Consider the following 23,464-nt stretch of genomic DNA (forward strand, 5'->3'; position numbering starts at 1 on the left):
GAGAACAGATGCCCAAGCCCGTAGTCGCTGTGGTCGGCCGCCCCAACGTCGGCAAGTCCACGCTCGTCAACCGCATCGCGGTCTCCCGCGACGCCATCGTCCACGAGTCGCGCGGCGTGACGCGAGATCGCTCGTATCACGACGCGGACTGGAACGGACGCGAGTTCACCCTCATCGACACCGGCGGCATCGAGTCCGTCAAGTCCAAGGACGTCTTCGCCCCGCGCATCCGCGAGCAGGCGCTCATCGCCTGCGACGAGGCGGACGTCATCGTCTTCGTGGTCGACGGCACGACCGGCGTCACGGACGAGGACGAGGAGGTCGCGCGCATCGTCCGCCGCGTCGAGAAGCCGGTCTTCCTCGTCGTGAACAAGAAGGACAACCCCGCCACCGAGCAGGACGGCCTCTGGGACTTCTACGCCCTCGGCGTGGGCGAGCCGCGCCCGCTCTCCGCGGGCCACGGCCACGGCACGGGCGACCTGCTCGACGACATCGTGGCCGCGCTGCCCGAGCCCGTCGACGAGGGCCCCGAGGACGACATCCTCTCCCTTGCCATCGTCGGCCGCCCCAACGTGGGCAAGTCGAGCCTCGCCAACCGCCTCGCCAACAAGAAGCGCTCCATCGTCTCCGACGTCGCCGGCACCACGCGCGACGCCATCGACACCATGATCGAGTGGAAGGGCCAGCCCATCCGCCTCGTCGACACCGCGGGCATGCGCAAGAAGACGCAGGTGCACGAGGACGTCGAGTACTACAGCCTCGTGAGGGGCCTGCAGGCCATCGACCGCGCCGACGTGTGCCTGCTCGTCGTGGACGCCACCGTCGGCGTGACCGAGCAGGACCAGAAGGTCGCCGGCATGGCCATCGACCGCGGCTGCGGCCTCGTGCTCGTCCTCAACAAGTGGGACCTCGTCGAGACCGACCAGCAGCGCGACGAGATCGTGGCCTCGATCAGCAAGCGCCTCTCCTTCGCGCCGTGGATCCCCTCCGTGAACGTCTCCGCGCTCACCGGGCGCGCCACCGACAAGGTCCTCGCGCTCGCCCTGCGCGCCGCCGAGGCGCACTCCTCCCAGCTCAGGACCTCCGAGCTCAACGACCTTCTCGCGGAGATCCGCGAGGGCGGCCACACCCGCTCCGAGCGCGGGCGGCGCCTCAAGATGCGCTACGCCACCCAGACCGGCTCCAAGCCGCCCGTCATCTCCATCTGGGTGAACGCCCCCGACCTCGTGGACGACAACTTCGAGCGCTTCGTCGAGAACCGCCTGCGCGCGCGCTTCGACCTCACCGGAACCCCCGTGCGCCTCAAGTTCCGCCGCCAGGCCGAGGGGGGCGAGCGCTGATGGGCGACCTCGCGCTCTGGACCCTCGTCTTCTCCCTGGGCGCCTACCTCGTCTGCGGCATCCCCTTCGGCCTCATCATCGCCATCGCGATGGGGCACGTGGACGTCCGCCAGGTGGGGTCCGGCAACATCGGCACCACCAACGTCGCCCGCTCGGTGGGCAAGTCCGCCGCCGCGGCGACGCTGGCCTGCGACGTCTGCAAGGGCCTCGTGTGGATGCTCGTCGCGCGCCAGGGCCTGGCCGCCCTCGCGCTTGGCGGCGACGTGGCCTCCCTTGACCACCGCACGCTCTTCGGCGCCTCGCTCGCCGTCGTCTTCCTCTTCTGCATCATGGGCCACATCTTTAGCCCCTACCTGCGCTTCCATGGCGGCAAGGGGATCGCGGTGGGCTTTGGCTCGGCGCTCGGCCTCTTCTGGCCGCTCGGCCTGGGCGCGCTCGCCGTCTTCATCGTGCTCGCCGTCCCCACCCGCTACGTCTCGCTCGGGTCGGTCGCCGCGGCCGCGTCGCTGCCCGTCCTCGCCGCGCTCTTCGGCTTCTCGACCGCCGCGGTCGCCGTCATCGCGCTCGCCGCGGCCATCGTGGTGTGGTCCCACCGCGAGAACATCGGCCGGCTCGTCCGGGGCGAGGAGCGGCGCTTCTCCTTCCGCAAGAAGGGCGAGGGCGAGGACCCCGCCGACGGGGGCGCCCGGTGAGCGGCGTCGCCACGGTCGTGGGCTCCGGCTCCTGGGGCACCGCCATGTGCGGCCTGCTCGCGGCGCACGTCGGCGAGGTCCGGCTGTGGTGCCGCGACCCCGAGCTCGCCGTCGCCGTCAACCGTGACCGCGCAAACCCCCGCCACCTGAGCGGCTACCGGCTCCCGGACCCCGTCGTCGCCACCGGCGACGACGCGCGGGCGCTCGAGGGGACGGACGTCGTCGTGCTGGCGCTCCCCTCCGCCCACCTCGCGCCCGTCTGCCGCCGCATCGCGCCCCACGTCCCCGCGGACGCCCCCGTCCTCGTGCTCACCAAGGGCGTCGAGCCCGGCACGGGGGCGCTCATGCTCGACGTCGCCGCGCGCGAGCTCGGCGGGGAGGGGCGCCTCGCCGTCCTCTCCGGCCCCAACCACGCCGAGGAGATCTGCCAGGGCAAGCTCTCCGCCGCCGTGCTCGCCGCGCGCGAGCCGGGGGTCGCCGAGCGCCTGCGCGAGCTCGTGGTGAGCCCCTCCTTCAGGGTCTACGTCTCGCAGGACGTGACGGGCGTGGAGATCTGCGGCGCGGTGAAAAACGTCGTCGCCATCGCCTGCGGGGTGCTCGCGGGTCGGGGGGCGGGCGACAACGCGCTCGCCGTCATCATGACCCGCGGCCTCGCCGAGATCGCCCGCATCGCGGCGGCCCTCGGCGCCGACCCGCTCACCCCGATGGGCCTTGCTGGCATGGGCGACCTCGTTGCCACCTGCACCTCGCGCCACTCGCGCAACCGCGCCTTCGGCGAGGCGTTCGCCCACGGCGAGACCCTCGAGGCCTACGAGGCCCGCACGAGGATGGTCGTCGAGGGCGCCCGCGCCGCCCGCAGCGTCGCCGAGCTCGCGCGCCGCCACGGCGTGGAGGCCCCGCTCACGCTGGCCGTCGACAGGGTCCTGCACGAGGGGCTGCCCGTCGAGCGCGCCATCGACGCCCTCCTCGGGCGTCGCCCCGGCGAGGAGTTCTACGGGATCGTCCCCACACAAGGCAAGGAGAACGCATGACGCTCGATGACATCATGGTCGCCCCCTCGATCCTCTCCGCGGACTTCTCGCGGCTCGGCGAGGAGCTCGCCACCGTCGCCGGTGCCGACCTCATCCACTACGACGTCATGGACGGCCACTTCGTCCCCAACCTCACCTTCGGCCTCGACGTGCTTCGCGCCGTCAAGGCCTCGACGGAGCTGCCCGTGGACGTCCACCTCATGATCTCCAACCCCGACGAGATGGTCGAGAAGTACCTCGACGCCGGGGCCGACCTCGTCTCGTTCCACAGCGAGGCGACCGCCCACGCGCACCGGCTCGTCTCGCTCATCCGCGACCGCGGGGCGCGCGCCTCGGTCGCGCTCAACCCCGCGACGCCCGTGAGCGTCCTCGAGCCCATCCTCGACGACCTCGACATGGTGCTCGTCATGACCGTCAACCCCGGCTTCGGCGGGCAGAGCTTCATCGAGTCCTCCCTCAAGAAGCTCCGCCGCCTGCGCCGCATGTGCGACGAGCACGGCGTGAGCCCGCTCATCGAGGTCGACGGCGGCATCTCGGCGAGAAACGCCGCCGAGGTCGTCTCCGCGGGCGCCAGCGTGCTCGTGGCAGGAAGCGCCGTCTTCGGCGCCGCCGACCGGGCCTCCGCGCTCGCGGCCGTCCGCGCCGCCGGCGAGTCCGGCCGCTCCCGGAGGGGCTAGCATGCCCGATACCCCCCTCTACCTCGACTACGCCGCCTCGGCGCCCCTGCGCCCCGAGGCCCGCCGCGCGCGGGACGCCCACGAGGCCGCGCCCTGGGCGGGAGCGAACCCCAACTCGCTCCACAGCCTCGGGCGCGCCGCCGCGCGCGAGCTCGACCGGGCCCGCGCGGAGCTCGCGCGGGCCCTGGGCGGACGGGTGCGCCCGGCGGACGTCCTGCTCACCTCGGGCGGCACCGAGTCCAACAACCTCGCCGTGATGGGCCTCGCCGAGGGCGCCCGCGCCCGCGACGCCCGCCGGAGGCGCGTGGTCCTCTCCGCCATCGAGCACGACTCCGTCCTCGACCTCGTGGCGCCGCTCCACGAGCGCGGCTTTGAGGTCGACCTGGTGCGCCCCGGGCGCGACGGCGTCGTGGGCGTCCCCGCGCTCGAGGACGCGCTCGACGAGTCCTGCGCGCTCGTCTCGGTCATGGCCGCCAACAACGAGACCGGCGTCGCCCAGCCGGTCGCCGGGCTCGCGCGCGCCGCCCACGCGGCCGGCGCCCTCTTCCACACCGACGCCGTCCAGGCCTTCGGCCACCTGCCGCTCGACCTCTCCGAGGCCGACGCCGTGAGCGTCGCCGCCCACAAGCTCGGCGGGCCGGTCGGCGTGGGCGCGCTCGCGGTCCGCGGGCGCACGCCGCTCAGGCCGCAGAGCTTCGGCGGCGGCCAGGAGCGCGGCCTTCGGGCGGGGACCCAGGACGTGAGCGGCGCGGCGCAGTTTGCCGCCGTCGCGCGCGCCGCCGCGGAGGGCCTCGCCGAGACCGCCGCGCTCGTCTCGGCGCGCTCCCGCGCGCTCCAGGAGCGCCTCTGCGCGCCCGGGACCGGCGTCGTCCCCACGACCGACGTCCCCTACGACGGGAGCCGCCTGCCGGGGATCGTGAGCGTGATGGTGCCCTCGCTCGACTCGGAGACCCTCATCCTCGAGCTCGACCAGCGCGGGTTCGAGGTCTCCGCCGGCTCCGCCTGCACCTCCGGCTCGCTCGACCCCAGCCACGTCCTCAGCGCCATGGGCATCGACCGCACGAGCGCCCTCGGCTCCCTGCGCATCTCGTTCGACGAGCGCGTCGGCGAGGCCGACCTCGAGCGGCTCGCCGACGCCCTGCTCGACGTCGTCGCGGCCCACGCCCACGGCGGCCCGCGCCGCACGGCCCGATAGCACCGCCCCCACCCCCAGCCACCCCGCACGGAAACGCACGAAGGAGAACGATGACCGAAGCAACCGCCCTTCTCGACCTGCAGGACGTCGACCTGAGACTCCTGCGCCTCGCCTCCTCGCTGGCCTCGCTGCCCCAGCAGAAGCGCCTCAAGACGATCGACCTCGCCCGCAAGAAGGTCGCCTCCGAGCTCTCCGGCATCGTCGGGAAGCGCAAGGACGCCGAGATGGAGATCGCCGACCTGCGCGCCGCGCTGGACCACTACCGCGACAAGGCGGCCGAGGTCCAGGCCGAGGCCGACGCGAGCGCGCACACCCACCGCGAGATCATGGACTTCGAGCGCCAGCTCACCTCCCTCGCCAAGCACATCGAGAAGAGCGAGTTCGCCCTCGGTCCCGCGCGCGACCGCCTGGGCCGCCTCGAGCGCGCCGAGCGCAACGCCCGCCTCACCTCCGAGCGCCTCGAGGCCGAGCGCGAGGCGACCCAGTCCTCCCTCGACGCCGACTCCCGGAGCCTGCGCTCGGAGATCGTGGAGCTCTCGCGCGAGCGCGGGCGCCTCGCGGCCGGCATCTCCGCCGAGCACCTCGCCTCCTACGAGCGCGCCCGCAAGCGCTTCGGCGGCCTCGCCGTGGAGCGCCTGCGCGGCAACGTCCCCTCGGTCTGCCGCGTGAAGCTCCAGCCGAGCCAGTTCCACGACCTCGCCCACGGCGACGAGGTCACCGAGTGCCCCTACTGCCACCGCATCCTCATCACCTCAGAGGAGGGGCAGGAGTGAGCGCCGGGCGGGACGGCCGCGCGCCGCGCGTCCTTCTCGGCGTGTGCGGCGGCATCGCCGCCTACAAGGCCTGCGAGGTGCTCCGCGGCCTCCAGAAGGCGGGCTGCGAGGTCCGCGTGACCATGACCGAGGACGTCCTGCGCTTCGTGGGCGCCGCCACCTTCGAGGCGCTCTCGGGCGCGCCCGCGGCGACCTCGCTCTACGACTACCCCGGCTCGGCGATCCCGCACATCGAGCTCGCCGAGTGGGCGGACGCGGCCGTCGTGGTGCCCGCAACGGCGAACGTCATGGCCAAGATGGCCTGCGGCATCGCGGACGACTGCCTCACGACGACGCTCCTCGCGTGCGCGTGCCCCGTGCTCGTGGCGCCCGGCATGAACGTCCACATGTGGCAGAACGCGGCCACGCAGGCCAACGTCGCCACCCTGCGCGGGCGCGGCGTCGCCTTCGTGGGGCCGGACAGCGGACGGCTCGCCTGCGGCGACGTGGGCGAGGGCAAGCTCGCGGACGTGGGCGACATCGTGGCCGCCGCGCTTGCGCTCCTCGGGGGCGCGGGCGAGAGGGACCTCGCGGGCCTGCGCGTCCTCGTGAACGCCGGGCCCACGCACGAGGCCATCGACCCCGTGCGCTACATCGCCAACCGTTCCACCGGCAAGATGGGCTTTGCCATCGCGGCCGCCGCCGCGCGCCGCGGGGCGGCGGTCACGCTCGTGGCCGGGCCCGTGACGCTCGCCACGCCCGCCGGCGTGCGGCGCGTGGACGTGGAGAGCGCCTCCGAGATGCGCGACGCGACGCTCGCGGAGTTCGAGCGCGCGGACGTGGCCATCTGCAGCGCCGCCGTCGCCGACTACACGCCCGCCGCGCCGGCCGACCACAAGCTCAAGAAGTCGCGCGAGCACCTGGACGCGATCGAGCTCACGGAGACCGCGGACATCCTGGCAGAGCTCTGCGCCGCGAAGGGCGGACGCATGGTGGTGGGCTTTGCCGCCGAGACGGACGACCTCATCGCCCACGCCGAGGAGAAGCTCCGCCGCAAGGGCGCCGACCTCATCGTGGCCAACGACGTGAGCCGCCCCGAGTCCACCTTCGGCGCGGACACCAACCGCGTGGCCCTGGTGAGCGCCGGTGGCACGAAGCAGCTCGAGACCATGCCGCTCGCCGACGTGGCCGACGCGATCCTGGACGCGGTCGGGCGGAGGGCCGCGCGATGAGCGGGCTGCTTCTGGGCTGCCACCTCTCCACGGCCTCCGGCTACGCGGCCATGGCGGCGGACGCCATCTCCATCGGCGCCACCACCTTCGCGTTCTTCACGCGCAACCCGCGCGGCGGCAACGCGCGCGAGCTGGACGACGCCGACCTCGCCGCGTTTCTCGCCACGCTGGGGGAGCGCGGCATTGGACCGCTCGTGGCCCACGCGCCCTACACCTACAACCTCTGCTCCGCCAAGCCCGAGACCGTGGAGTTCGCGCGCCGGGCGATGCGCGAGGACCTGGCGCGCATGGAGCGCCTCCCGGGCCACCTCTACAACTTCCACCCCGGCGCCCACGTCAAGCAGGGCGCGGACGAGGGAATCCGCCTCATCTGCGAGGGCCTGAACGAGGTGCTCGAGCCCGGGCAGAAGACGACGGTCCTGCTGGAGACCATGGCCGGCAAGGGCACCGAGGTGGGGCGCTCCTTCGAGGAGCTCGCCCGCATCATCGACGGCGTGGAGCACGACGAGCTGATCGGCGTGTGCCTGGACACCTGCCACGTGGCGGACGCCGGCTACGACATCGTCCACGACCTCGACGGCGTGCTCGACGAGTTCGACCGCGTGGTCGGCCTCTCGCGCCTGCGGGCCCTCCACCTCAACGACTCCAAGAACCCGCTCGGTTCCCACAAGGACCGTCACGAGCGGATCGGCGCGGGCACGCTCGGCCTCGAGACCTTCCGTGCCGTGGTCACGAACCCGCGCCTCGCCGGCCTGCCCATGGTGCTCGAGACCCCGCAGACGGGGCTTTCCGGCTGGGCGGCGGAGATCGCCCTCCTGCGCGGCATGGCCGAAGAGGCGAGCTCACACTAAGTCACGTTCTTCTCGTCCGCCGCGTGACTATGAGCGAGCTTTCTTTCTCGCCTCGCCGAAAGTCACGGTTTCGCGCCCTGTTGCGTGACTTTGAGCGAGCTAAGCTCAGTAGACTCGTCAAAAGTCACGTTCTTCTCGTCCGTTGCGTGACTTTGAGCGAGCTGGCGCTCAGTTCGTCAAAAGTCACGGTCTGCGGGGCCAAGGCGTGACTTTGGACGTGACAACACTTCTGACTCACTGAAACTCACGCTTTGGGACGAGAAAGCGTGAGTTTCAGCGAGTTGCGGAAGGCCCGACCTGTGCCGCCCGGCCTCGGCCGCGACAAGGGGCGCCTATAATGGGCGAGGCACACGGACGGAAGGGCACTTCGCATGGGAATCCTCATCGGACTTGAGCACGTGGGGCACGAGTGGCCCGGCAAGCGCGTGCTCGAGGACCAGACCATCGGCATCAACGAGGGCGAGCGCATCGGCATCGTCGGTCGCAACGGCGACGGCAAGTCCACGCTGCTGGAGATCGTGGGCCACGTGCTCACGCCGGACGCGGGCACGGTCACGTGGCGCCGCAACATCGCCGTGGGCTACCTCGGCCAGGCGGACGCGCTCGCGGACGCCGACCCCGTGCGTCGGGCGATCTTTGGCGACGTGCCGGACTACACCTGGGCCTCGGACGCCCGCATCCGCGCCATCCTGGACGAGCTCGTGGGCGACCTCGACCTCGACGGCCTTGTGGGCGAGCTCTCCGGCGGGCAGCGCCGCCGCGTGGACCTGGCCCGCGTGCTCTGCCACACCTGGGACGTCATCTGCATGGACGAGCCCACCAACCACCTGGACCTCGCCGCCATCGAGTGGCTGGCCGACCACCTCCGTCGTCGCTGGCCGGCGGGGGAGGGGGCGCTCCTCGTGGTCACGCACGACCGCTGGTTCCTGGACGAGGTCTGCGAGCACATGTGGGAGGTCCACGACCGCCGGATCGAGCCCTTCGAGGGCGGCTACTCCGCCTACGTCCAGCAGCGCGTCGAGCGCGAGCGCCAGGCCGCCGTCATTGAGGAGCGCCGCCAGAACACGCTGCGCAAGGAGCTCAACTGGCTCGCGCACGGGGCCAAGGCGCGCACGAGCAAGCCGCGCTTCCGCGTGGAGGCGGCCCGCGCCCTCATTGCCAACGACCCACCGCTCAGAAACCCGCTCGAGCTCAGGCGCCTTGCCGTCTCCCGCCTGGGCAAGCAGGTCATCGAGATGTCCGAGGTGAGCTTTGCCTACCCGGGCGGCCCGCGCGTGATCGACGACGTGAGCTGGCTCATCGGCCCCGGCGACCGCTACGGCATCCTCGGCGCCAACGGGGCGGGCAAGTCCACGCTGCTCGCGCTCATGACGGGCGCGCTCGCGCCCACGTCCGGCACCGTGAAGATCGGGGCCTCGGTGCGCTTTGGTTTCATGAGCCAGCACCTGGACGCGCTCGGCGAGAAGGACGGCTGGCGCGTGCTCGAGCTGCTCGGCCGCTACAAGCGGAGCTACCTCGTGGGCGGCAAGATGCAGAGCCCCACGCAGCTCATCGAGCGCCTGGGCTTTGAGCAGCGCGAGCTCCAGAACTTCATCAAGGACCTCTCCGGCGGGCAGCGCCGGCGCCTGGCGCTTCTGTGCGTCATCCTGGAGGAGCCCAACGTGCTCGTGCTCGACGAGCCGGGCAACGACCTCGACACGGACATGCTCGCCGTGATGGAGGACCTGCTCGACAGCTGGCCGGGGACGCTGCTCGTGGTCTCCCACGACCGCTACCTCATGGAGCGCGTGACCGACGACCAGTTCGCGCTCATAGACGGCCACGTGCGCCACGTTCCCGGGGGCGTGGACGAGTACCTGCGCCTGCTGGGCGAGAAGGACGCCGGGACGGCGGCGCCCGCCGCGGCGGGCACGCCCGCGGACGGGCCGCGGGAGGAAGGTTCTTCTCGCCCGGCCGCCTCCGGGCTCTCCAACCAGGAGCGCCGGGAGCTCAAGAAGCGCTTTGACGCCGTGAGCCGCAGGCTCGAGAAGACCGCCGCCGAGCCCGACCGCCTGCGCGCGGAGATGGCCTCCGTGGACGCGAGCGACTACGCCGCCCTCATGGAGGCCCAGGCCGCGCTCGACGCGTGCCTTGCGGAGCGCGAGGCCCTCGAGGACGAGTGGCTCGAGCTCTCGGAGCGCCTGGGGATCGAGTAGGGGAGCGGCGCGCACGTGGCCCGGCGCACACGACGCCGCCCCCAACCTCAACCAGTTCTGCCTCGAGGGCGAGGGCTTCGCCGACACCAAGATCACCACGACCCCCAAGCTCTACGTGAAGTTCGCCGAGACGAACGTCGCCCAGAACGCCCAGACCCTCACGGTCGAGGGCTTCGAGAACGCGGCCGAGCTTCCCACCGACGAGCCCAACGACGCCCTCGCGGCGCCCGTGATCACGGTGCTCGAGGACCAGATCACCCCCACGAGCATCTCCATTACCTGGGACGAAGTCGAGGGCGCCACGAGCTACTACCTCAGGGTCGACGGCCGCGCGGGCCTCGCCTCCGGCCTGACCAGCTTCACCCACACCGGCCTCGCCTACGACAGCACCCACACCTACGAGGTGCGCGCCCGCAACGCCGAGGGCGTCTCCGCCTGGAGCGAGGTCGTCGAGGTGCGGACCGCCCAGGACCCGTGGCGCAACGTCCCCACGCCCGTGAGCGCGACGCTCGACGGCGGCCCGTGGGGCGGCTACGAGGAGAAGTACGCCTTCGACCACAAGCCCGAGTCGAGCGCCGGCTGCCTGCTCTCCGGCACCGTCGACGGCACCGCCAACGGCACCGGCCGCGCCCTCAACATCGACTACGGCCTGGCCTACCGCTTCGAGCGGCTCGAGTACTACCCGTCCGCCTTCGGCTACGTCAGGACGCGCTCCCGCACGCCCGCGCGGTCCTCGAGAACGACGCCGCCACGGCGTCCGAGCTGACCGAGGCGCTCGCCGAGCTCCAGGCGGCCCTTGACGGCCTCACGGACCAGGCTGACGTGCCCCCCGCGACCTCCGGCGACGCCGAGAGGCCCGGCGGCGGGAGCATCCCGCAGACCGGCGACGCCTCCGCCCCGGCGGGGACGGCCCTTGCCCTGGGCACGCTCGCGGCGGTCGCGGCGGGCGCCCTGCTCCGGGAGTCACGCAGGACGCGCGCCTAGCCACGGCAGCGACGCAGCGCGGAGATGGCCCCGCACAAGACAAGGCCGGCCCCACCCCATGCGGGTGGGGCCGGCCCCGTTCTGAGGCGACCCTCCTCGCCGGGCGGCACCCCTCGGAGACGGTCCCTTGCGCGGGTGGCGGGGAGGGGGCCTACCGCCTGCCGTCCCCCGAGCGCTCGCCCGCGCGCAGCCGCAGGAGCGCCACGACGCTCAGGGCGGTCGTGAGGACCATCATGACGGCGCCGCCGGCGTACCAGCCGCGCGCGGCGTCGGCGAGCGCCTGGGTCGCGGCCGCCATGCTCGAGCGAAGGATGCAGAGCAGGCAGAGGGCCGCGAAGAAGTAGCCCGCGGCGACGCTGCCGAGCGTCCGCTCGCCCGAGACGTGCAGCGCGCCAAAGCCCGCCAGCAGCGTCGAGAGGGTTCCGAACAGGATGATGAGAAGGCCCATGGGGCCACGTCCCCTTTCTCCGGGCCTATGAGGCAAGCCCGGCACGCACGAGGGCGGCGTCAAGGGCGACGAGGTCGTCCTCGCTGGGGTGGCCCTGGGCACGGTCGAAGTTCTCGATGAGCGGCGAGAACCGCTCGGGGTCGCGCTCGGCCATGAGGAGGTAGCGCTCGCGCACGGCGGGCGGCATCTGCCCCTGGCAGAGGTAGGTCCCCACGACCTCCGCGCCCGGCGCGAGCGCCGAGCGGAAGTTCTCGAGGATGCGGGCGTAGTAGGCGGGGTCACCGCCGTAGCCGCAGGTCCCAAAGAGGAAGACGCGGCGCCCGGAGAGCGCGGCGGCGACGCCCGAGAGCTCGGGGCCGAGCCCGCCCTTGTCCGTCCACGAGCCGAGCAGGACCACGTCGACGCCGTCGAGCGCGCCCTCTCGCAGGTCCGAGGGCCCGCCGAACCACGCACAGTCCCTCTCGCCCAGCCGCGCGCGGGCGCGCTCGGCGAGCTTTCTCGTGTTGCCGGTCCTGGAGCTGAAGACGATGGCGTAAGTCATGGGAATCCCCTCTCGAGTCAGATGGGTCACTTATACCCGTCGGAGGGGAAATGTAGCCAATCCTGCCTCATTTTGTGCGGCCGGGCGGGGCGCGGCGGGGCGGGGCGCAGGCCCGCAGGCTCCCTAGCGGCCGGCCTCCCACGCACAGCGCGCCAGGTCAACGCGCCCGTCCGGGAGAAACGCAACGCCCTCGGACTCGAGCATCCGGCGCTGCTCCCCCGGGCCGCCGAAGGCGAAGCCGGGCGCGAGCGAGCCGTCGGCAAAGACTACCCGGTGGCAGGGCATGCCGCCCGCCACGCCCGGGCTCGCGTGCATGGCAAAGCCCACCTGGCGCGCGCAGCGCGGCGCGCCCATGAGCCGGGCCACCTGGCCGTAGGTGGCCACGCGGCCCCTGGGGACCTGACGCACCACGTCGTGGGCCCGCTCGAAGAACGACCGCTCCATCTGCCCTCCCATCCGCTATGCTCAGGCTACCATCAGCCGGAGGGGAGCGCCATGAACATCGACAAGAACGCATCCGCCCTGCTCGTCATCGACGCCATCGAGGCCGCGGGCGCCGACGCCGTCTACGACCCCGACGCGGCGACGGCGGCCTACCGCGGCGCCCTCGCCCGCGCCGTCGCCGCCTGCCACGCCGCGGGCGTGCCGGTGATCTTCTGCAACGACGCCCACGTCCGCGGGATCGACCGCGAGCTCGCCCTCTGGGGCGAGCACGGCATCGCGGGCGAGAGCCGCATCTTCCCGGAGATCGAGGTGGGGGAGGGCGACCTCGTGGTCCCCAAGCGCCGCTACTCGGGCTTCTTCCAGACCGACCTCGATCTCACCCTGCGCGAGCTCGGTGTCTCCACCGTGGTCGCGGTGGGCGCGGACACCAACATCTGCGTGCTCCACACCCTCGCCGACGCCTACTTCCTGGGCTACGCCTCCGTCGTGGTGACCGACGCCACCATGACCTTCCTCTGCGGCACCCAGGAGGGCGCGCTCGAGCACTGCGTGAAGTGCTACGGCTCCGCGCTCGCCACCGTCTCCGAGCTCGAGTCCGCCCTCGCGTCGTGACACGCTAAAACGGGACGGGTTCAAATGAGCAGCTCGGATGGCTAAAACGGGACGGGTTCAAATGAGCAGCTCATTTGAACCCGTCCCGTTTTGCATTTGCGCCCCAGCGCGCGCGGACCGCGGCGAGAAACGCCTCGGCCGCCGGGGAGAAGGCCTGGTAGCGCTTCCACGCGACGAACACGTCCGCCGAGACGGCCGGCTCGAGCGGGCGAAACGCGAGCCCCGACCCCTCGCCCGTGTCCACGATGCCCTCGAGGCTCACCACCACCCCGATCCCGCACCGCGCGAGCAGCGCCGCGTTGTAGAGCAGGTTGTAGGTGGCCACGACGTCAAGGTCCTCGAGGTCGCAGCGGAACCAGGCGCCCATCTCGCGGCTCGCCTGCTCGGAGAGGATGAGCGAGCGGCGCGCCAGGTCGGCCGGGGTCACGACGTCGCGGGCGGCGAGCGGGTCGTCCTCGCGCATGAAGGCGCCCCAGCGGTCGTGCGCGGGGAGCTGCAGGAACTCGTAGCGCGAGAGGTCCGCGTGCCCGACGAACACGCCGAAGTCGAGCCGGCCCGCGTCCAGGCGCTCGCCCACGCTCTCCGCGTTGCCGCTGAAGAGCGAGAACCGGACGAGCGGGTAGACGTCGACGAACCCGGCCATGACGTCGGCGAGAAGCCCCATCGCGGGCGTCTCGCCGCCGCCCACGCGCACCTCCCCGGCGAGCGTGTCCGCCGTGAGGCGGAACTCGTCCTCGGTCCGCCCGACGAGGTCCACGATCTCCTCGGCGCGGCGGCGCAGCCGCATGCCCGGCTCCGTGAGCGTGATCCGCCGGCTGCCGCGGTCGAAGAGGCGCACCCCCAGGTCGCGCTCGAGCTCCTGCATCTGGCGGGAGAGGGAGGGCTGCGAGACGTGCAGCGCGGCCGCCGCCCCGGAGATCGTCCCCTCCCGCGCGACCATGAGGAAGTATCGAAGGTGTCTGAGCTCCACGTCCTTCTCGCCTCCTCGCCTCGCTCTATTCGGAATTTGCATGCCCTTGCATTCGATATAGGAATTATACATGTTGACGCGACGTCGCTAAACTCGATCATGACGAGAGGGGGACGGCCGTGGGGGACCTGACGACGGACATCGAGCGCTGCCTTAGCGACTGCGCCTGCGACGGCGAGGCCGCCGAGCGCGCCCGGTGCTGCTGCGAGGCAGGCCGCGTGCGCGAGACCAAGCGCGTCCTGCTGGAGGAGCGCTCCCGCCTGGTCGGCGAGATGCGCGCGAGCCAGCGCGGCATCGACGCCATCGACCACCTGCTGAGCCGCGTCTCCTCAGAGATGAGCGCACGCCGAGAGGAGCAGCCATGACCGAGAAGGACCTCGACCTCACCGCCGAGTGGGACAAGACGTTCCCCAAGTCCGACGCCGTCCACCACGAGAAGGTGACGTTCCACAACCGCTACGGTATCACGCTGGCGGCCGACCTCTACCGCCCGCGTGCCGCGGCGGCGGACGCCCGACTTGCCGCCATTGCCGTCTGCGGGCCCTTCGGCGCCGTGAAGGAGCAGTGCGCGGGGCTCTACGCGCAGACGCTCGCCGAGCGCGGCTTCCTCACGATCGCCTTCGACCCGTCCTACACGGGCGAGTCCGGCGGCGAGCCCCGCTTCGTGGCGAGCCCGGACATCAACACCGAGGACTTCCTCGCGGCCGTCGACTACCTCTCGTACCGCGACGACGTGGACGCCGAGGCCGTGGGCATCGTCGGCATCTGCGGCTGGGGCGGCCTGGCGATAAACGCCGCCGCGCTCGACCCGCGCATCCGCGCGACCGTGGCCTCCACGATGTACGACATGAGCCGCGTCGCCGCCAAGGGCTACTTCGACGAGGCCGACAGCGCCGAGGCCCGCCAGGCACAGCGCCGCGCCCTCGCCGAGCAGCGCACCCGCGACTACGCGACCGGCACCTACGAGCGCGCCGGCGGCGTCGTGGACCCGCTGCCCGCGGACGCCCCGCAGTTCGTGCGCGACTACCACGACTACTACAAGACGCCGCGCGGCTACCACCCGCGCTCGCTCAACTCCAACGAGGGCTGGAACGTCACGGGAACCATGAGCTTCCTCAACCAGCCCATCCTCGCCTACGCGGGGGAGATCGAGGGCGCCGTCATGGTGCTCCACGGCGAGCGCGCGCACTCCCGCTACATGGGCGAGGACGCCTTCGCGCGGCTCACCGGGGACAACAAGGAGCTCGTGATCGTGCCGGGCGCCACCCACACCGACCTCTACGACGGCGGCGGCAAGGACGCCATCCCCTGGGACAAGGTCCAGGGGTTCTTCGAGAAGCACCTGCACTAGCATGCGGCGAAAGGACGTCATGAGCGAGAAGACCATCGAGAACCGGACTTTCGACGAAGAGCGCGCCCTCTACGGCGAGCGCGACCTCCTCGTGCGCAACTGCCGCTTCGACGGGCCGGCCGACGGCGAGAGCGCCTTCAAGGAGTGCGAGCGCGTGCGCGTGGAGGGCGCCTTCATGAACCTGCGCTACCCGTTCTGGCACGACCACGGCCTCGAGCTGCGCGACGTGGAGATGACCGAGCTCTGCCGCGCCGCGCTCTGGTACTCCGAGGGCGTCACGATCGAGGACAGCCGCCTCCACGGCATCAAGGCCCTGCGCGAGTGCTCGGACGTGCGCATGCGCGGCTGCGACGTCGTCTCCCCGGAGTTCGGCTGGTCGACGCGGCGCCTCGTGATGGAGGGCTGCCGTGCGGAGAGCGAGTACTTCCTCATGCGCGCGAGCGACGTCCTCCTCACCGAGGTGAGCCTGCGCGGCAAGTACTCCTTCCAGTACGTCGAGAACCTCACGATCGAGCGATGCGAGCTCGACACCAAAGACGCGCTCTGGCACGCCCGCCACGTCATCGTCCGAGACTCCGTCGTCCGCGGCGAGTACCTCGGCTGGTACAGCGAGGACGTCACCTTTGTGAACTGCCGCATCGAGGGCACGCAGCCGCTCTGCTACTGCAAGGGCCTCACCCTGGTCGGCTGCGAGATGGTCGGCTGCGACCTCGCCTTCGAGCGCAGCCAGGTGACGGCCGAGGTCACGACGCCCATCGAGAGCGTCAAGAACCCACTCGCGGGCAGCCGCGTCACGGCGCCCGCCGTCGGCGAGGTCATCCGCGACATCGAGGGGGCCACGGGCGTCGTCGAGCTCGTGCGGGCGTAGGGGCCCGCGGCAGAGCGGGGCACTCTTTTTGCCAAATCCCACTTGCACGGAGACGGACGGGGTGCTATAGTTCTTCCTCGCACGACAGCACGGGTGGTGGCGCAGTTTGGTAGCGCACTTGACTGGGGGTCAAGGGGTCGCTGGTTCGAATCCAGTCCACCCGACCAGAGATTTCGAGGTCACAGGCTATGTCCCGTGACCTCTTTCTTTATGTTTTGATGTGCCGATTATGCAGCGTCATGCAAGCCCGGCCCGCAGGGCGCACGCTATGCCCCAAGGTGGTTGGAACCTTGCTGGCCACGCGCCACACGGCGTTTGCGCAGCGGTAACTCGCCCGACACACTCGCGTGCCTATGATGGAGAGACGTTTCCGACCCAGGCATTGGAGGACGACATGGCACGGGTGTACAACTTCTCCGCCGGCCCCGCCGTGCTTCCCGAGGAGGTCCTCGAGGAGTGCGCGGACGAGATGCTCGACTACCGCGGCTGCGGCATGAGCGTCATGGAGATGAGTCACCGATCTTCCGTGTTCAAGGGCATCATCGAGGGCGCCGAGGCGCGCCTGCGCTCCCTCATGGGCATCCCCGATAGCTACAGGGTCATCTTCACGCAGGGCGGAGACTCGCTGCTCTTCTCGACGGTCTTCATGAACCTCGCCACCAACGGCAAGGCCGACTACGTGATCACCGGCAACTGGGCCAAGAAGGCCTTCCAGGAGGCGCAGATCCTGGGCGACGCGCAGGCCGTCGCGTCCTCGGCCGACAAGAACTTCTCCTACATCCCCGACTGCTCCGACCTGCCCATCCGCGAGGACGCGAGCTACCTCTACATCTGCGAGAACAACACCATCTACGGCACGCGCTTCGCCGAGCTCCCCAACACCAAGGGCCACGTCCTCGTGGCGGACCAGAGCTCGATGTTCCTCTCGGGGCCCGTCGACGTCACGCGCTACGGCCTCATCCACGCCGGCGTCCAGAAGAACGTGGGCCCCGCGGGCGTGCAGATTGTAATCGTGCGCGAGGACCTCATCCCCGAGGACCTGCCCGGCGTGCCCACGATGCTGCGCCTCAGGACGCAGGCCGACGCCGGCTCGCTCTACAACACGCCCAACTGCTGGGGCATCTACGTCTGCGGCAAGGTCTTCGAGTGGATCGAGAGGGGCGGCGGGCTCTCCGCGATGGGGGAGCGCAACGCCGAGAAGGCAAAGCTCCTCTACGACTTCCTCGACGAGTCCGAGCTCTTCTCGTCCCCGGTCGAGCCGCGCGACCGCTCGCTCATGAACGTGCCCTTCGTCACGGGCAGCGCGGACCTCGACACGGAGTTCGTGGCCGAGGCCGCCAAGGTGGGCCTCGTCAACCTCAAGGGGCACCGCTCCGTGGGCGGCATGCGCGCCTCGATCTACAACGCCATGCCGCGCGCCGGCGTCGAGGCGCTCGTCAGCTTCATGAAGGACTTCGAGCTCGCGCACTGACCTGCAAAATGGGGACGTGTTTTTTCGCGCAGAAGATTTGGGACAGGTCTTCTGGGTGAGCGCGCCCCTTGTCAGCCAGGTGCAGGCCTGTCCCAAATCTTCTGCGCGAAAAAACACGTCCCCATTTTGCGGAGGGAACCATGTACAAGATCTGCTGCCTCAACAACATCGCCAAGGTCGGGACCGACCACCTTGGGGAGGGATACGAGTTCGTGGCCGAGCCCGAGGGCGCCGACGCCCTCATGGTGCGCTCCGCGAACCTTCACGAGATGGAGCTCCCCAAGGGGCTTCTCGCCATCGCGCGCGCCGGCGCGGGCGTCAACAACATCCCCGTCGAGCGCTGCGCCGAGCAGGGCGTCGTCGTCTTCAACACGCCGGGGGCCAACGCCAACGCCGTGAAGGAGCTCGTCATCTGCGGCATGCTGCTCGCCTGCCGCGACATCATCGGCGGGGCGGCGTGGGTCAGCGAGAACAGCGACGACCCCGAGGTCGGCAAGAAGGCCGAGAAGGCCAAGAAGCAGTTCGGCGGCTGCGAGCTCGCGGGCAAGCGCGTGGGCGTGGTCGGGCTCGGCGCCATCGGCGCCGCGGTTGCCAACGCCCTCATCGACCTTGGCTGCGAGGTCATGGGCTACGACCCGTTCCTGTCCATCAACGCCGCCTGGGAGCTCGACCGCCGAATCGAGCACGCCTCCGACCTCGGCGACATGCTCGCGCGCTGCGACTTCGTGACCCTTCACGTCCCGGCGACCGACGCCACCCGCAAGATGATCTCCGCCGACATGATCGCCCGCATGCCCCGCGGCGCGGTGCTGCTCAACTTTGCGCGCGACGCCCTCGTCGACGAGCAGGCCCTCGCCGAGGCGCTCGACGACGGGCGCGTGGGGCGCTACGTCTCCGACTTCGCCAACCCCGCGAGCGCCAACATGAGAAACGCGATCGTGCTGCCGCACCTGGGCGCCTCGACGGGCGAGGCCGAGGACAACTGCGCCGTCATGGCGGCCAACGAGCTCAAGAACTACCTCGAGAACGGCAACATCAGGAACTCGGTCAACTACGGAGAGGTCGACCTGGGGCCCGTGGGCGAGGGCGCGCGGCGCGTGGCCCTCTTCCACGAGAACGTCCCCGGCATCATCGGCCTCATCACGGCCGCGATGGCCTCCTCGGGGCTCAACATCGAGAACATGACCAACAAGAGCCGCGGCGGCAACGCCTACACGCTCGTCGAGGTCTCGGGCGAGGTCGGGCCGGAGGTCAGCGCGCAGCTCGCCGGCATCGCCGGGATGCGCCGCGTCCGCATGATCTAGCGCCGGGCGAGAAGGACGGCCGACCGTCGCCCGACGGCGCGGCCGGGCCACAGAAAGAAACGGCGGCGCGGGGTGGACGTGCCCCGCGCCGCCGAGTCGTGACGGCTCTCCCGCCCCCTTGCCAGTGGCTACTCGGGGTCCTCGTCCGTGAGCTCGTCGAAGACGGCCTCCACGCGGGCGAACTCCTCGTCGTCGGCGATGTCGGCGAGCGAGAAGGTCCCGTCGTCGTGCTCCTGGTACTCGTAGAGGTAGACGGAGTCGTCGTCGGACTCGGGAACGAGCGCGATGTAGTCCTTCTCGTCGCAGGCGAAGACGCCGAGGACCTCGCAGCGCTCGGACGTGCCGTCCTCGTACTCCAGGGTGACGAACTCGGCGGACTCGGCGTCCTCGAGGCTCTCGTCGGCGGGGGTGGTGTGCTCGTCGGCCATGGTTCCTCCTTGTCCCGTGCGCGACGGTCGTCGCGCTCTGGGCCCAGTGTACCCCGAAGCGGCACCCTCGGGGGCCCGCGCCGGGCGAGCGCGCGTGGGGAGTTCTTGCGCGGGGTCGCAGGGGTCGTTTCGAAGTGCGCTAAGATGGGTACCTTGGTGGGGGAGTGCCGTTTTTCGACCGAGAGGTTGACCGTGTCAGAGAGAGCCGATCGCATCAAGACCAAGATCAAGACCGTCACTGACGCCGACGCGGCACAGGGCCAGCTCGAGGGCAGCGTCGTCGCCCCCGTGGGCACCTCGGAGAACCCCTCCAGCCAGGTCCTCACCGTCGCCAACGTCATCACCTTCTGTCGCCTCGCCCTCACCGTCGCGTTCCTCGTCCTCTTCACGGGCGGCGGCAACCGCGCCGTCGCGCTGGGGTGCTACGCCGTGGCCGCCGTGACCGACTTCCTGGACGGGCAGGTCGCCCGCCGCACGCAGACGGTGAGCTGGCTCGGCAAGATCATGGACCCCATCATGGACCGCGTGCTGCTCTTCACCGGCGTGCTCGGCCTTCTCGTGATGGGGGAGCTGCCCGCCTGGGTCCCCGCCTTCGTGATCGGCCGCGACGTCTACCTCGCCGCGGGTGCCCTCTACCTGCGCCGCTTCCGCGAGCGCCCCGTCGACGTCGCCTACGTCGGCAAGGCCGCCACGGCGCTGCTCATGTTCGGCTTCTGCGACCTGCTCCTCGGCCTCCCGAGAATCGACGGGCTCGGCCTTGTCGACGTGGCCTGGCTGCCCGGCCTCAACGCGCAGCCGAGCGCCCTCGGCATCCTCTTCGTCTACGCGGGCGTCCTGTGCTCGGTCGCCACCGCCGTGGTCTACACGAAGACGGGCCTCACCATCCGCCGCGAGGCCCTCGCGGGACGGGAGGCCGCCCGATGAGCGCCGGGCGCGCGGGCGCCCTCGCCCAGGAGCACCTGCTCCTCGGGGCCGACCTCAGGCCCTCCGACGACACCGGGCTCCTCTCCGCCCTCTCGTACCCTCGCGAGAAGGACCTCGACGAGACGCTCTCGTCCGGGGCCGCCCTCGCCGACCTCACGGGATCGACCTATCGCCTCCTCGCCGGCGCCGACGCGCCGGCGCTCGCCGCGGCCGCGCTCGCGGGCCGGCGACTCTCCGTGGGCGAGGCCGCCTTCGAGGCCGTCGTGACGGGGGACGGGGCGCTCGCCGCCGTGCCGCTCTGCCTGCGCTGCGGCGACCACGAGCTCGTCCTTCTCGACCCGACCCCGCGCGGGGCCGTCGCGGCGGCCTGGATGGGCTTCCTCTCCGGCATCGAGCAGGGGGGCCGGGCGGCCTTCCCCGAGGTCGAGCTCGAGGAGGCGAGCGGGATGCTCGTCCCGCTCCTCCTTGCCGGCGCCGCGGCCGAGCCCGTGCTCGCCGACTACGTGCGCGCCGAGGAGCCCCTTCCCGGCCCCGGGCGCGTGGGGTCGCTGCGCCTCGACGCCATCCCCGCGCTCGTCGCGCGCACCGACGAGCTCGGCACGCCCTGCTACGTGGTGCTCGTCCCGCCCGCCTCGGCGCGCGTGCTCTGGCGGAGCCTCCTGTCCTTCACCGAGGTCGAGCCCGTGGGCTCGCGGGCCGTGGGGACGCTCTTCGAGGGGCACGCGCCGTGGTCATCCGTCCTCGTCCCGGAGGGGCCCGCCCGGGTGGGGCGCGCGCGCCTCGCGTCGTGGGGGCTCGTGCGCGGGGAGGACGACTTCGTCGGCGCCCGCGCCCTCGAGCCCTAGGGCGACCCGACCTGCCAGCAAACGCCGCGACCTGGGGAGGTAGCGACATGAAGTACGCGATCAACGCGCAGGGCGTCCCCGACGCCATCGGCCCCTACTCGCAGGGCACCACGGCCGGGAGGCTCGTCTTTGCCTCGGGCCAGCTCCCCGTAAGCCCCGACGACCCCCGCGCGCTCGTGCCCGGGGGCGCCTCGGAGCAGGCCGAGCGGGTCATCGACCTCATCGAGGCCATCCTCGCCGAGGTGGGCTGCACGCTGTCCGACGTCGCCCAGACGACCCTCTACCTCGCGCGCCTCTCGGACCTCGACGCCGTGAACGAGGTCTACGCGCGACGCTTCTCGAGCCCCGCCCCCGCGCGCGCCGTCATCGGCGTGGCCGAGCTCCCCCTCGGCGCGCTCGTCGAGATGGACTGTGTCGCGTGCCGGTGAAGCGCGCTATCATGTAAGCGATTAGGCCAGACGAGGGGAGAGACATGCCCAACACCAGCACCGGCTCCGGAGCGACCGAGATCTTCCGCATGCCCGCGGCCGACTCCACCGTGCCCGACCTCATGGGCTCCGCCAAGCCGCAGCACCCGACGCTCACCATCGTGAAGGGCCCGCAGATCGGCGAGACCTTCGAGCTCGACGCCCCGGAGATCACCCTCGGGCGTGACCCGCGCAACAGCGTCTTCCTGAACGACATGACCGTCTCGCGCCACCACGCGCGGATGGACCTCTCCAACCTGGCCCTCGGCGTCGCCACCATCGAGGACCTGAGCTCGCTCAACGGCACCTGGGTCGACGGCGCGATCGTGAGCAAGGCGAGCCTCAAGGACGGCTCCACGATCCAGATCGGGACCTTCCGCATGGTCTTCCACACGAGCGGCCGCCCGCGCAGGATCGACACCGAGGCCTAGGCCTATGGCGGACGCCGGCTATCTGACCATCGGGAAGGTCGTGAAGCGGCTGCAGCAGCAGTACCCCGACCTCTCCGTGTCAAAGGTCCGCTACCTGCAGGACGAGGGGCTCCTCAACCCCTCGCGCACGCCAAGCGGGTACCGGCTCTACTCCCAGAAGGACGTGCGCCGCCTCGAGACCATCCTCTATCTGCAGAAGAACCGCTTCCTGCCCCTGTCGGTCATCCGCGAGGAGCTCGACCGCGCCGACGCGGGGCAGCCGCCCGCCCCCGAGGGGCCGCTCGCCGCCGAGCAGGTGACGCTCCCCGCCGACGACGAGGAGGTCGCCGGCAAGCTCCACCCCCTCGACCGCATGCCGGAGCTCGTGGGGGCCTCGGCCAGCTTCGTGCGCCAGCTCTCCGAGGCCGGCGTCATCGCGCTCACGCGCTCCCCGCACGGCCGCGACCTCGTGGACGGCCGCGACTTCCCGCTCATCCGCCTCTGCGACGAGCTTCGCCACTTTGGCATCGGCCCTCGGAACCTGCGCCAGTACGTCATCGCCGCCAACCGCGAGTCCTCCATGTTCGAGCAGGCGCTCGTGGGCTACGCGCGGCGCGGCGGGGGTGTGGAGCTCGAGGACACCGAGGAGACCCGCCAGCGCTTCCGCCAGGCCTTCTCGCGCATGCTCGGCCTCACCAACGCCGTCCGCGACGAGCTCATCGCACGTCGCGTCAAGGAGCCGTTCAAGGGCGGGGGAGCGGAGGCACCGCGCCCCGCCGCCACAGAAAAGAGGACCCGCCGTGCCTGACTTCGACTTCGAGAGCCGCATCATCGACATCCCCGACTACCCCGAGCCGGGCGTCGTCTTCAAGGACATCACCCCGCTCTTCGACGACGCCGAGGCGCTCGCCGCCGTGGTCGACCAGATCGCCGGGCACTTTGCCGACAGGGGCGTCACCAAGGTCGTGGGCGCGGAGGCCCGCGGCTTTCTCGTGGGCGTCCCCGTGGCCTACCGCCTCGGATGCGGCTTCGTCCCCGCGCGCAAGCCCGGCAAGCTCCCCCGCGCGGTCTACTCGCAGAGCTACTCCCTCGAGTACGGCACCGACGAGCTGCAGATCCACCGCGACGCGCTCACGCCCGACGACCGCGTCCTCATCGTCGACGACCTCGTCGCCACGGGCGGCACCGCCGTCGCCACCGCGCGCCTCGTCGAGCAGTCCGGCGCCGCGGTCGAGGCCTTCGCCTTCATCCTCGAGCTCGCCTTCCTCAAGCCTCGCGAGGTCATCGCGCGCGACTGCCCGCAGGAGGTCTACACCCTCGTCAAGGTCAACTAGCGGATGAGGCCGGGGCGCGCCCGCGCGGCGGCCCGGCCGAATTCGTGACCTTCATATGGACGTTTTCTCGCCCCGTCACGGCTCGACCTACAATGGTG

28 protein-coding genes and 1 tRNA gene are annotated in these 23,464 nt (G+C 71.3%); 24 read left to right on the forward strand and 5 right to left on the reverse strand.

The features are described from left to right. The first annotated feature begins 8 nt into the window (after nt 1–8). From der to B5F84_RS09425, 11 genes are all read left to right on the forward strand, one after another. Complete coding sequence (der, locus tag B5F84_RS01640) at nt 9–1,340, forward strand: ribosome biogenesis GTPase Der (protein ID WP_087320020.1); 1,332 nt, start codon at nt 9–11, stop codon at nt 1,338–1,340. Beyond that, nucleotides 1,340–2,032 (forward strand): glycerol-3-phosphate acyltransferase, encoded by a 693-nt coding sequence (locus B5F84_RS01645; RefSeq protein WP_087320022.1) that lies wholly within the window; start codon nt 1,340–1,342, stop codon nt 2,030–2,032. Before der ends, B5F84_RS01645 begins: the two co-directional genes overlap by 1 nt. Then, nucleotides 2,029–3,063: an NAD(P)H-dependent glycerol-3-phosphate dehydrogenase gene (locus B5F84_RS01650; RefSeq protein WP_087320024.1), complete on the forward strand. Its 1,035-nt coding sequence runs from the start codon at nt 2,029–2,031 to the stop codon at nt 3,061–3,063. Before B5F84_RS01645 ends, B5F84_RS01650 begins: the two co-directional genes overlap by 4 nt. Beyond that, entirely contained in the window at nt 3,060–3,740 is a 681-nt protein-coding gene (gene rpe / locus B5F84_RS01655; RefSeq protein ID WP_087320026.1) for a ribulose-phosphate 3-epimerase, read from the forward strand. The genes B5F84_RS01650 and rpe overlap by 4 nt, the downstream gene beginning before the upstream one ends. A 1-nt stretch (nt 3,741) precedes the next feature. Continuing rightward, nucleotides 3,742–4,935, forward strand: coding sequence for a cysteine desulfurase family protein (locus B5F84_RS01660; RefSeq protein WP_087320028.1), 1,194 nt, complete (start codon nt 3,742–3,744; stop codon nt 4,933–4,935). Nucleotides 4,936–4,985: 50 nt separating this feature from the next. After that, nucleotides 4,986–5,708 (forward strand): C4-type zinc ribbon domain-containing protein, encoded by a 723-nt coding sequence (locus B5F84_RS01665; RefSeq protein ID WP_087320030.1) that lies wholly within the window; start codon nt 4,986–4,988, stop codon nt 5,706–5,708. After that, a complete protein-coding gene (gene coaBC, locus B5F84_RS01670; RefSeq protein WP_087320032.1) occupies nt 5,705–6,919 on the forward strand; it encodes a bifunctional phosphopantothenoylcysteine decarboxylase/phosphopantothenate--cysteine ligase CoaBC in 1,215 nt (404 codons plus the stop codon). Before B5F84_RS01665 ends, coaBC begins: the two co-directional genes overlap by 4 nt. After that, nucleotides 6,916–7,770, forward strand: a complete 855-nt coding sequence (locus tag B5F84_RS01675) for a deoxyribonuclease IV (protein ID WP_087320034.1) — start codon at nt 6,916–6,918, stop codon at nt 7,768–7,770. The genes coaBC and B5F84_RS01675 overlap by 4 nt, the downstream gene beginning before the upstream one ends. Nucleotides 7,771–8,141: 371 nt before the next feature. Further along, nucleotides 8,142–9,965 (forward strand): ABC-F family ATP-binding cassette domain-containing protein, encoded by a 1,824-nt coding sequence (locus tag B5F84_RS01680; RefSeq protein WP_087320036.1) that lies wholly within the window; start codon nt 8,142–8,144, stop codon nt 9,963–9,965. Next, complete coding sequence (locus tag B5F84_RS01685; RefSeq protein WP_087320039.1) at nt 9,901–10,731, forward strand: fibronectin type III domain-containing protein; 831 nt, start codon at nt 9,901–9,903, stop codon at nt 10,729–10,731. The genes B5F84_RS01680 and B5F84_RS01685 overlap by 65 nt, the downstream gene beginning before the upstream one ends. Before the next feature lie 56 nt (nt 10,732–10,787). Further along, entirely contained in the window at nt 10,788–10,949 is a 162-nt protein-coding gene (locus B5F84_RS09425) for an LPXTG cell wall anchor domain-containing protein (protein WP_143786027.1), read from the forward strand. A 151-nt stretch (nt 10,950–11,100) separates the two neighbouring features. On the opposite strand, the gene B5F84_RS01690 is transcribed toward B5F84_RS09425, so the two are convergent. The 3 genes from B5F84_RS01690 to B5F84_RS01700 all read right to left on the reverse strand — a co-directional run bounded on the left by B5F84_RS01690 (nt 11,101) and on the right by B5F84_RS01700 (nt 12,382). Continuing rightward, nucleotides 11,101–11,397 carry a hypothetical protein gene (locus tag B5F84_RS01690; RefSeq protein WP_087320042.1) on the reverse strand — a complete coding sequence of 99 codons (297 nt, stop codon included), beginning with the start codon at nt 11,395–11,397 and terminating at the stop codon, nt 11,101–11,103. Between the two features lie 25 nt (nt 11,398–11,422). Beyond that, nucleotides 11,423–11,938 carry a flavodoxin family protein BilS gene (bilS, locus tag B5F84_RS01695; RefSeq protein ID WP_087320044.1) on the reverse strand — a complete coding sequence of 172 codons (516 nt, stop codon included), beginning with the start codon at nt 11,936–11,938 and terminating at the stop codon, nt 11,423–11,425. 123 nt (nt 11,939–12,061) lie between these two features. After that, nucleotides 12,062–12,382: an MGMT family protein gene (locus B5F84_RS01700; RefSeq protein ID WP_239378175.1), complete on the reverse strand. Its 321-nt coding sequence runs from the start codon at nt 12,380–12,382 to the stop codon at nt 12,062–12,064. A 51-nt stretch (nt 12,383–12,433) separates the two neighbouring features. On the opposite strand from B5F84_RS01700, the gene B5F84_RS01705 reads away from it, so the two are divergent. Continuing rightward, on the forward strand, nt 12,434–12,994 hold the full coding sequence (locus B5F84_RS01705) for an isochorismatase family cysteine hydrolase (RefSeq protein ID WP_087320048.1): 561 nt from the start codon (nt 12,434–12,436) through the stop codon (nt 12,992–12,994). Between the two features lie 70 nt (nt 12,995–13,064). Here B5F84_RS01705 and B5F84_RS01710 read toward each other — a convergent pair whose 3' ends face one another. Next, nucleotides 13,065–13,964, reverse strand: coding sequence for a LysR family transcriptional regulator (locus B5F84_RS01710; protein WP_087320052.1), 900 nt, complete (start codon nt 13,962–13,964; stop codon nt 13,065–13,067). Between the two features lie 119 nt (nt 13,965–14,083). On the opposite strand from B5F84_RS01710, the gene B5F84_RS01715 reads away from it, so the two are divergent. The 6 genes from B5F84_RS01715 (at nt 14,084) to B5F84_RS01740 (ending at nt 18,958) form a co-directional block, all read left to right on the forward strand. Further along, on the forward strand, nt 14,084–14,329 hold the full coding sequence (locus B5F84_RS01715; RefSeq protein WP_087320054.1) for a hypothetical protein: 246 nt from the start codon (nt 14,084–14,086) through the stop codon (nt 14,327–14,329). Then, nucleotides 14,326–15,315, forward strand: coding sequence for an alpha/beta hydrolase (locus B5F84_RS01720; protein ID WP_087320056.1), 990 nt, complete (start codon nt 14,326–14,328; stop codon nt 15,313–15,315). Before B5F84_RS01715 ends, B5F84_RS01720 begins: the two co-directional genes overlap by 4 nt. 19 nt (nt 15,316–15,334) lie before the next feature. Then, the gene (locus B5F84_RS01725; RefSeq protein WP_087320057.1) at nt 15,335–16,183 is read left to right on the forward strand and encodes a DUF3737 family protein; all 849 of its coding nucleotides are present in this window, start codon (nt 15,335–15,337) and stop codon (nt 16,181–16,183) included. A 90-nt stretch (nt 16,184–16,273) separates the two neighbouring features. Beyond that, nucleotides 16,274–16,350, forward strand: a tRNA-Pro gene (locus B5F84_RS01730). A gap of 227 nt (nt 16,351–16,577) precedes the next feature. Next, entirely contained in the window at nt 16,578–17,654 is a 1,077-nt protein-coding gene (gene serC / locus B5F84_RS01735) for a 3-phosphoserine/phosphohydroxythreonine transaminase (protein WP_087320059.1), read from the forward strand. Nucleotides 17,655–17,794: 140 nt separating this feature from the next. Then, nucleotides 17,795–18,958: a 3-phosphoglycerate dehydrogenase family protein gene (locus B5F84_RS01740; RefSeq protein ID WP_087320061.1), complete on the forward strand. Its 1,164-nt coding sequence runs from the start codon at nt 17,795–17,797 to the stop codon at nt 18,956–18,958. A 128-nt stretch (nt 18,959–19,086) separates the two neighbouring features. Here B5F84_RS01740 and B5F84_RS01745 read toward each other — a convergent pair whose 3' ends face one another. After that, on the reverse strand, nt 19,087–19,386 hold the full coding sequence (locus tag B5F84_RS01745; protein WP_087320064.1) for a DUF1292 domain-containing protein: 300 nt from the start codon (nt 19,384–19,386) through the stop codon (nt 19,087–19,089). A gap of 192 nt (nt 19,387–19,578) precedes the next feature. Here B5F84_RS01745 and B5F84_RS01750 point away from each other — a divergent pair, with 192 nt between their 5' ends. The 6 genes from B5F84_RS01750 to B5F84_RS01775 are packed head-to-tail and all read left to right on the forward strand — an operon-like array spanning nt 19,579 to nt 23,366. Next, the gene (locus B5F84_RS01750; protein ID WP_239378177.1) at nt 19,579–20,310 is read left to right on the forward strand and encodes a CDP-alcohol phosphatidyltransferase family protein; all 732 of its coding nucleotides are present in this window, start codon (nt 19,579–19,581) and stop codon (nt 20,308–20,310) included. Beyond that, nucleotides 20,307–21,155 (forward strand): hypothetical protein, encoded by an 849-nt coding sequence (locus tag B5F84_RS01755; protein WP_087320069.1) that lies wholly within the window; start codon nt 20,307–20,309, stop codon nt 21,153–21,155. Before B5F84_RS01750 ends, B5F84_RS01755 begins: the two co-directional genes overlap by 4 nt. 47 nt (nt 21,156–21,202) lie before the next feature. Continuing rightward, nucleotides 21,203–21,583, forward strand: coding sequence for a Rid family detoxifying hydrolase (locus B5F84_RS01760; protein WP_087320072.1), 381 nt, complete (start codon nt 21,203–21,205; stop codon nt 21,581–21,583). A gap of 44 nt (nt 21,584–21,627) precedes the next feature. Beyond that, complete coding sequence (locus tag B5F84_RS01765; RefSeq protein ID WP_087320074.1) at nt 21,628–22,053, forward strand: FHA domain-containing protein; 426 nt, start codon at nt 21,628–21,630, stop codon at nt 22,051–22,053. A 4-nt stretch (nt 22,054–22,057) separates the two neighbouring features. Then, nucleotides 22,058–22,840, forward strand: a complete 783-nt coding sequence (locus B5F84_RS01770; RefSeq protein WP_087320076.1) for a MerR family transcriptional regulator — start codon at nt 22,058–22,060, stop codon at nt 22,838–22,840. Beyond that, the gene (locus B5F84_RS01775) at nt 22,833–23,366 is read left to right on the forward strand and encodes an adenine phosphoribosyltransferase (protein ID WP_087320078.1); all 534 of its coding nucleotides are present in this window, start codon (nt 22,833–22,835) and stop codon (nt 23,364–23,366) included. Before B5F84_RS01770 ends, B5F84_RS01775 begins: the two co-directional genes overlap by 8 nt. Nucleotides 23,367–23,464 lie beyond the last annotated feature (98 nt).

Origin of the sequence: Olsenella sp. An290, assembly GCF_002159535.1 — a bacterium.
Classification (GTDB): domain Bacteria; phylum Actinomycetota; class Coriobacteriia; order Coriobacteriales; family Atopobiaceae; genus Thermophilibacter.

Excerpts from the sequence above, each read along its gene's own strand:
- der (WP_087320020.1), top strand. The coding sequence starts at position 9 with ATGCCCAAGCCCGTAGTCGCTGTGGTCGGCCGCCCCAACGTCGGCAAG.
- B5F84_RS01645 (WP_087320022.1), top strand. The coding sequence starts at position 1,340 with ATGGGCGACCTCGCGCTCTGGACCCTCGTCTTCTCCCTGGGCGCCTAC.
- rpe (WP_087320026.1), top strand. The coding sequence starts at position 3,060 with ATGACGCTCGATGACATCATGGTCGCCCCCTCGATCCTCTCCGCGGAC.
- B5F84_RS01660 (WP_087320028.1), top strand. The coding sequence starts at position 3,742 with ATGCCCGATACCCCCCTCTACCTCGACTACGCCGCCTCGGCGCCCCTG.
- B5F84_RS01665 (WP_087320030.1), top strand. The coding sequence starts at position 4,986 with ATGACCGAAGCAACCGCCCTTCTCGACCTGCAGGACGTCGACCTGAGA.
- B5F84_RS01675 (WP_087320034.1), top strand. The coding sequence starts at position 6,916 with ATGAGCGGGCTGCTTCTGGGCTGCCACCTCTCCACGGCCTCCGGCTAC.
- B5F84_RS01680 (WP_087320036.1), top strand. The coding sequence starts at position 8,142 with ATGGGAATCCTCATCGGACTTGAGCACGTGGGGCACGAGTGGCCCGGC.
- B5F84_RS01690 (WP_087320042.1), bottom strand. The coding sequence starts at position 11,397 with ATGGGCCTTCTCATCATCCTGTTCGGAACCCTCTCGACGCTGCTGGCG.
- bilS (WP_087320044.1), bottom strand. The coding sequence starts at position 11,938 with ATGACTTACGCCATCGTCTTCAGCTCCAGGACCGGCAACACGAGAAAG.
- B5F84_RS01700 (WP_239378175.1), bottom strand. The coding sequence starts at position 12,382 with ATGGAGCGGTCGTTCTTCGAGCGGGCCCACGACGTGGTGCGTCAGGTC.
- B5F84_RS01705 (WP_087320048.1), top strand. The coding sequence starts at position 12,434 with ATGAACATCGACAAGAACGCATCCGCCCTGCTCGTCATCGACGCCATC.
- B5F84_RS01720 (WP_087320056.1), top strand. The coding sequence starts at position 14,326 with ATGACCGAGAAGGACCTCGACCTCACCGCCGAGTGGGACAAGACGTTC.
- B5F84_RS01725 (WP_087320057.1), top strand. The coding sequence starts at position 15,335 with ATGAGCGAGAAGACCATCGAGAACCGGACTTTCGACGAAGAGCGCGCC.
- serC (WP_087320059.1), top strand. The coding sequence starts at position 16,578 with ATGGCACGGGTGTACAACTTCTCCGCCGGCCCCGCCGTGCTTCCCGAG.
- B5F84_RS01740 (WP_087320061.1), top strand. The coding sequence starts at position 17,795 with ATGTACAAGATCTGCTGCCTCAACAACATCGCCAAGGTCGGGACCGAC.
- B5F84_RS01745 (WP_087320064.1), bottom strand. The coding sequence starts at position 19,386 with ATGGCCGACGAGCACACCACCCCCGCCGACGAGAGCCTCGAGGACGCC.
- B5F84_RS01755 (WP_087320069.1), top strand. The coding sequence starts at position 20,307 with ATGAGCGCCGGGCGCGCGGGCGCCCTCGCCCAGGAGCACCTGCTCCTC.
- B5F84_RS01760 (WP_087320072.1), top strand. The coding sequence starts at position 21,203 with ATGAAGTACGCGATCAACGCGCAGGGCGTCCCCGACGCCATCGGCCCC.
- B5F84_RS01765 (WP_087320074.1), top strand. The coding sequence starts at position 21,628 with ATGCCCAACACCAGCACCGGCTCCGGAGCGACCGAGATCTTCCGCATG.
- B5F84_RS01770 (WP_087320076.1), top strand. The coding sequence starts at position 22,058 with ATGGCGGACGCCGGCTATCTGACCATCGGGAAGGTCGTGAAGCGGCTG.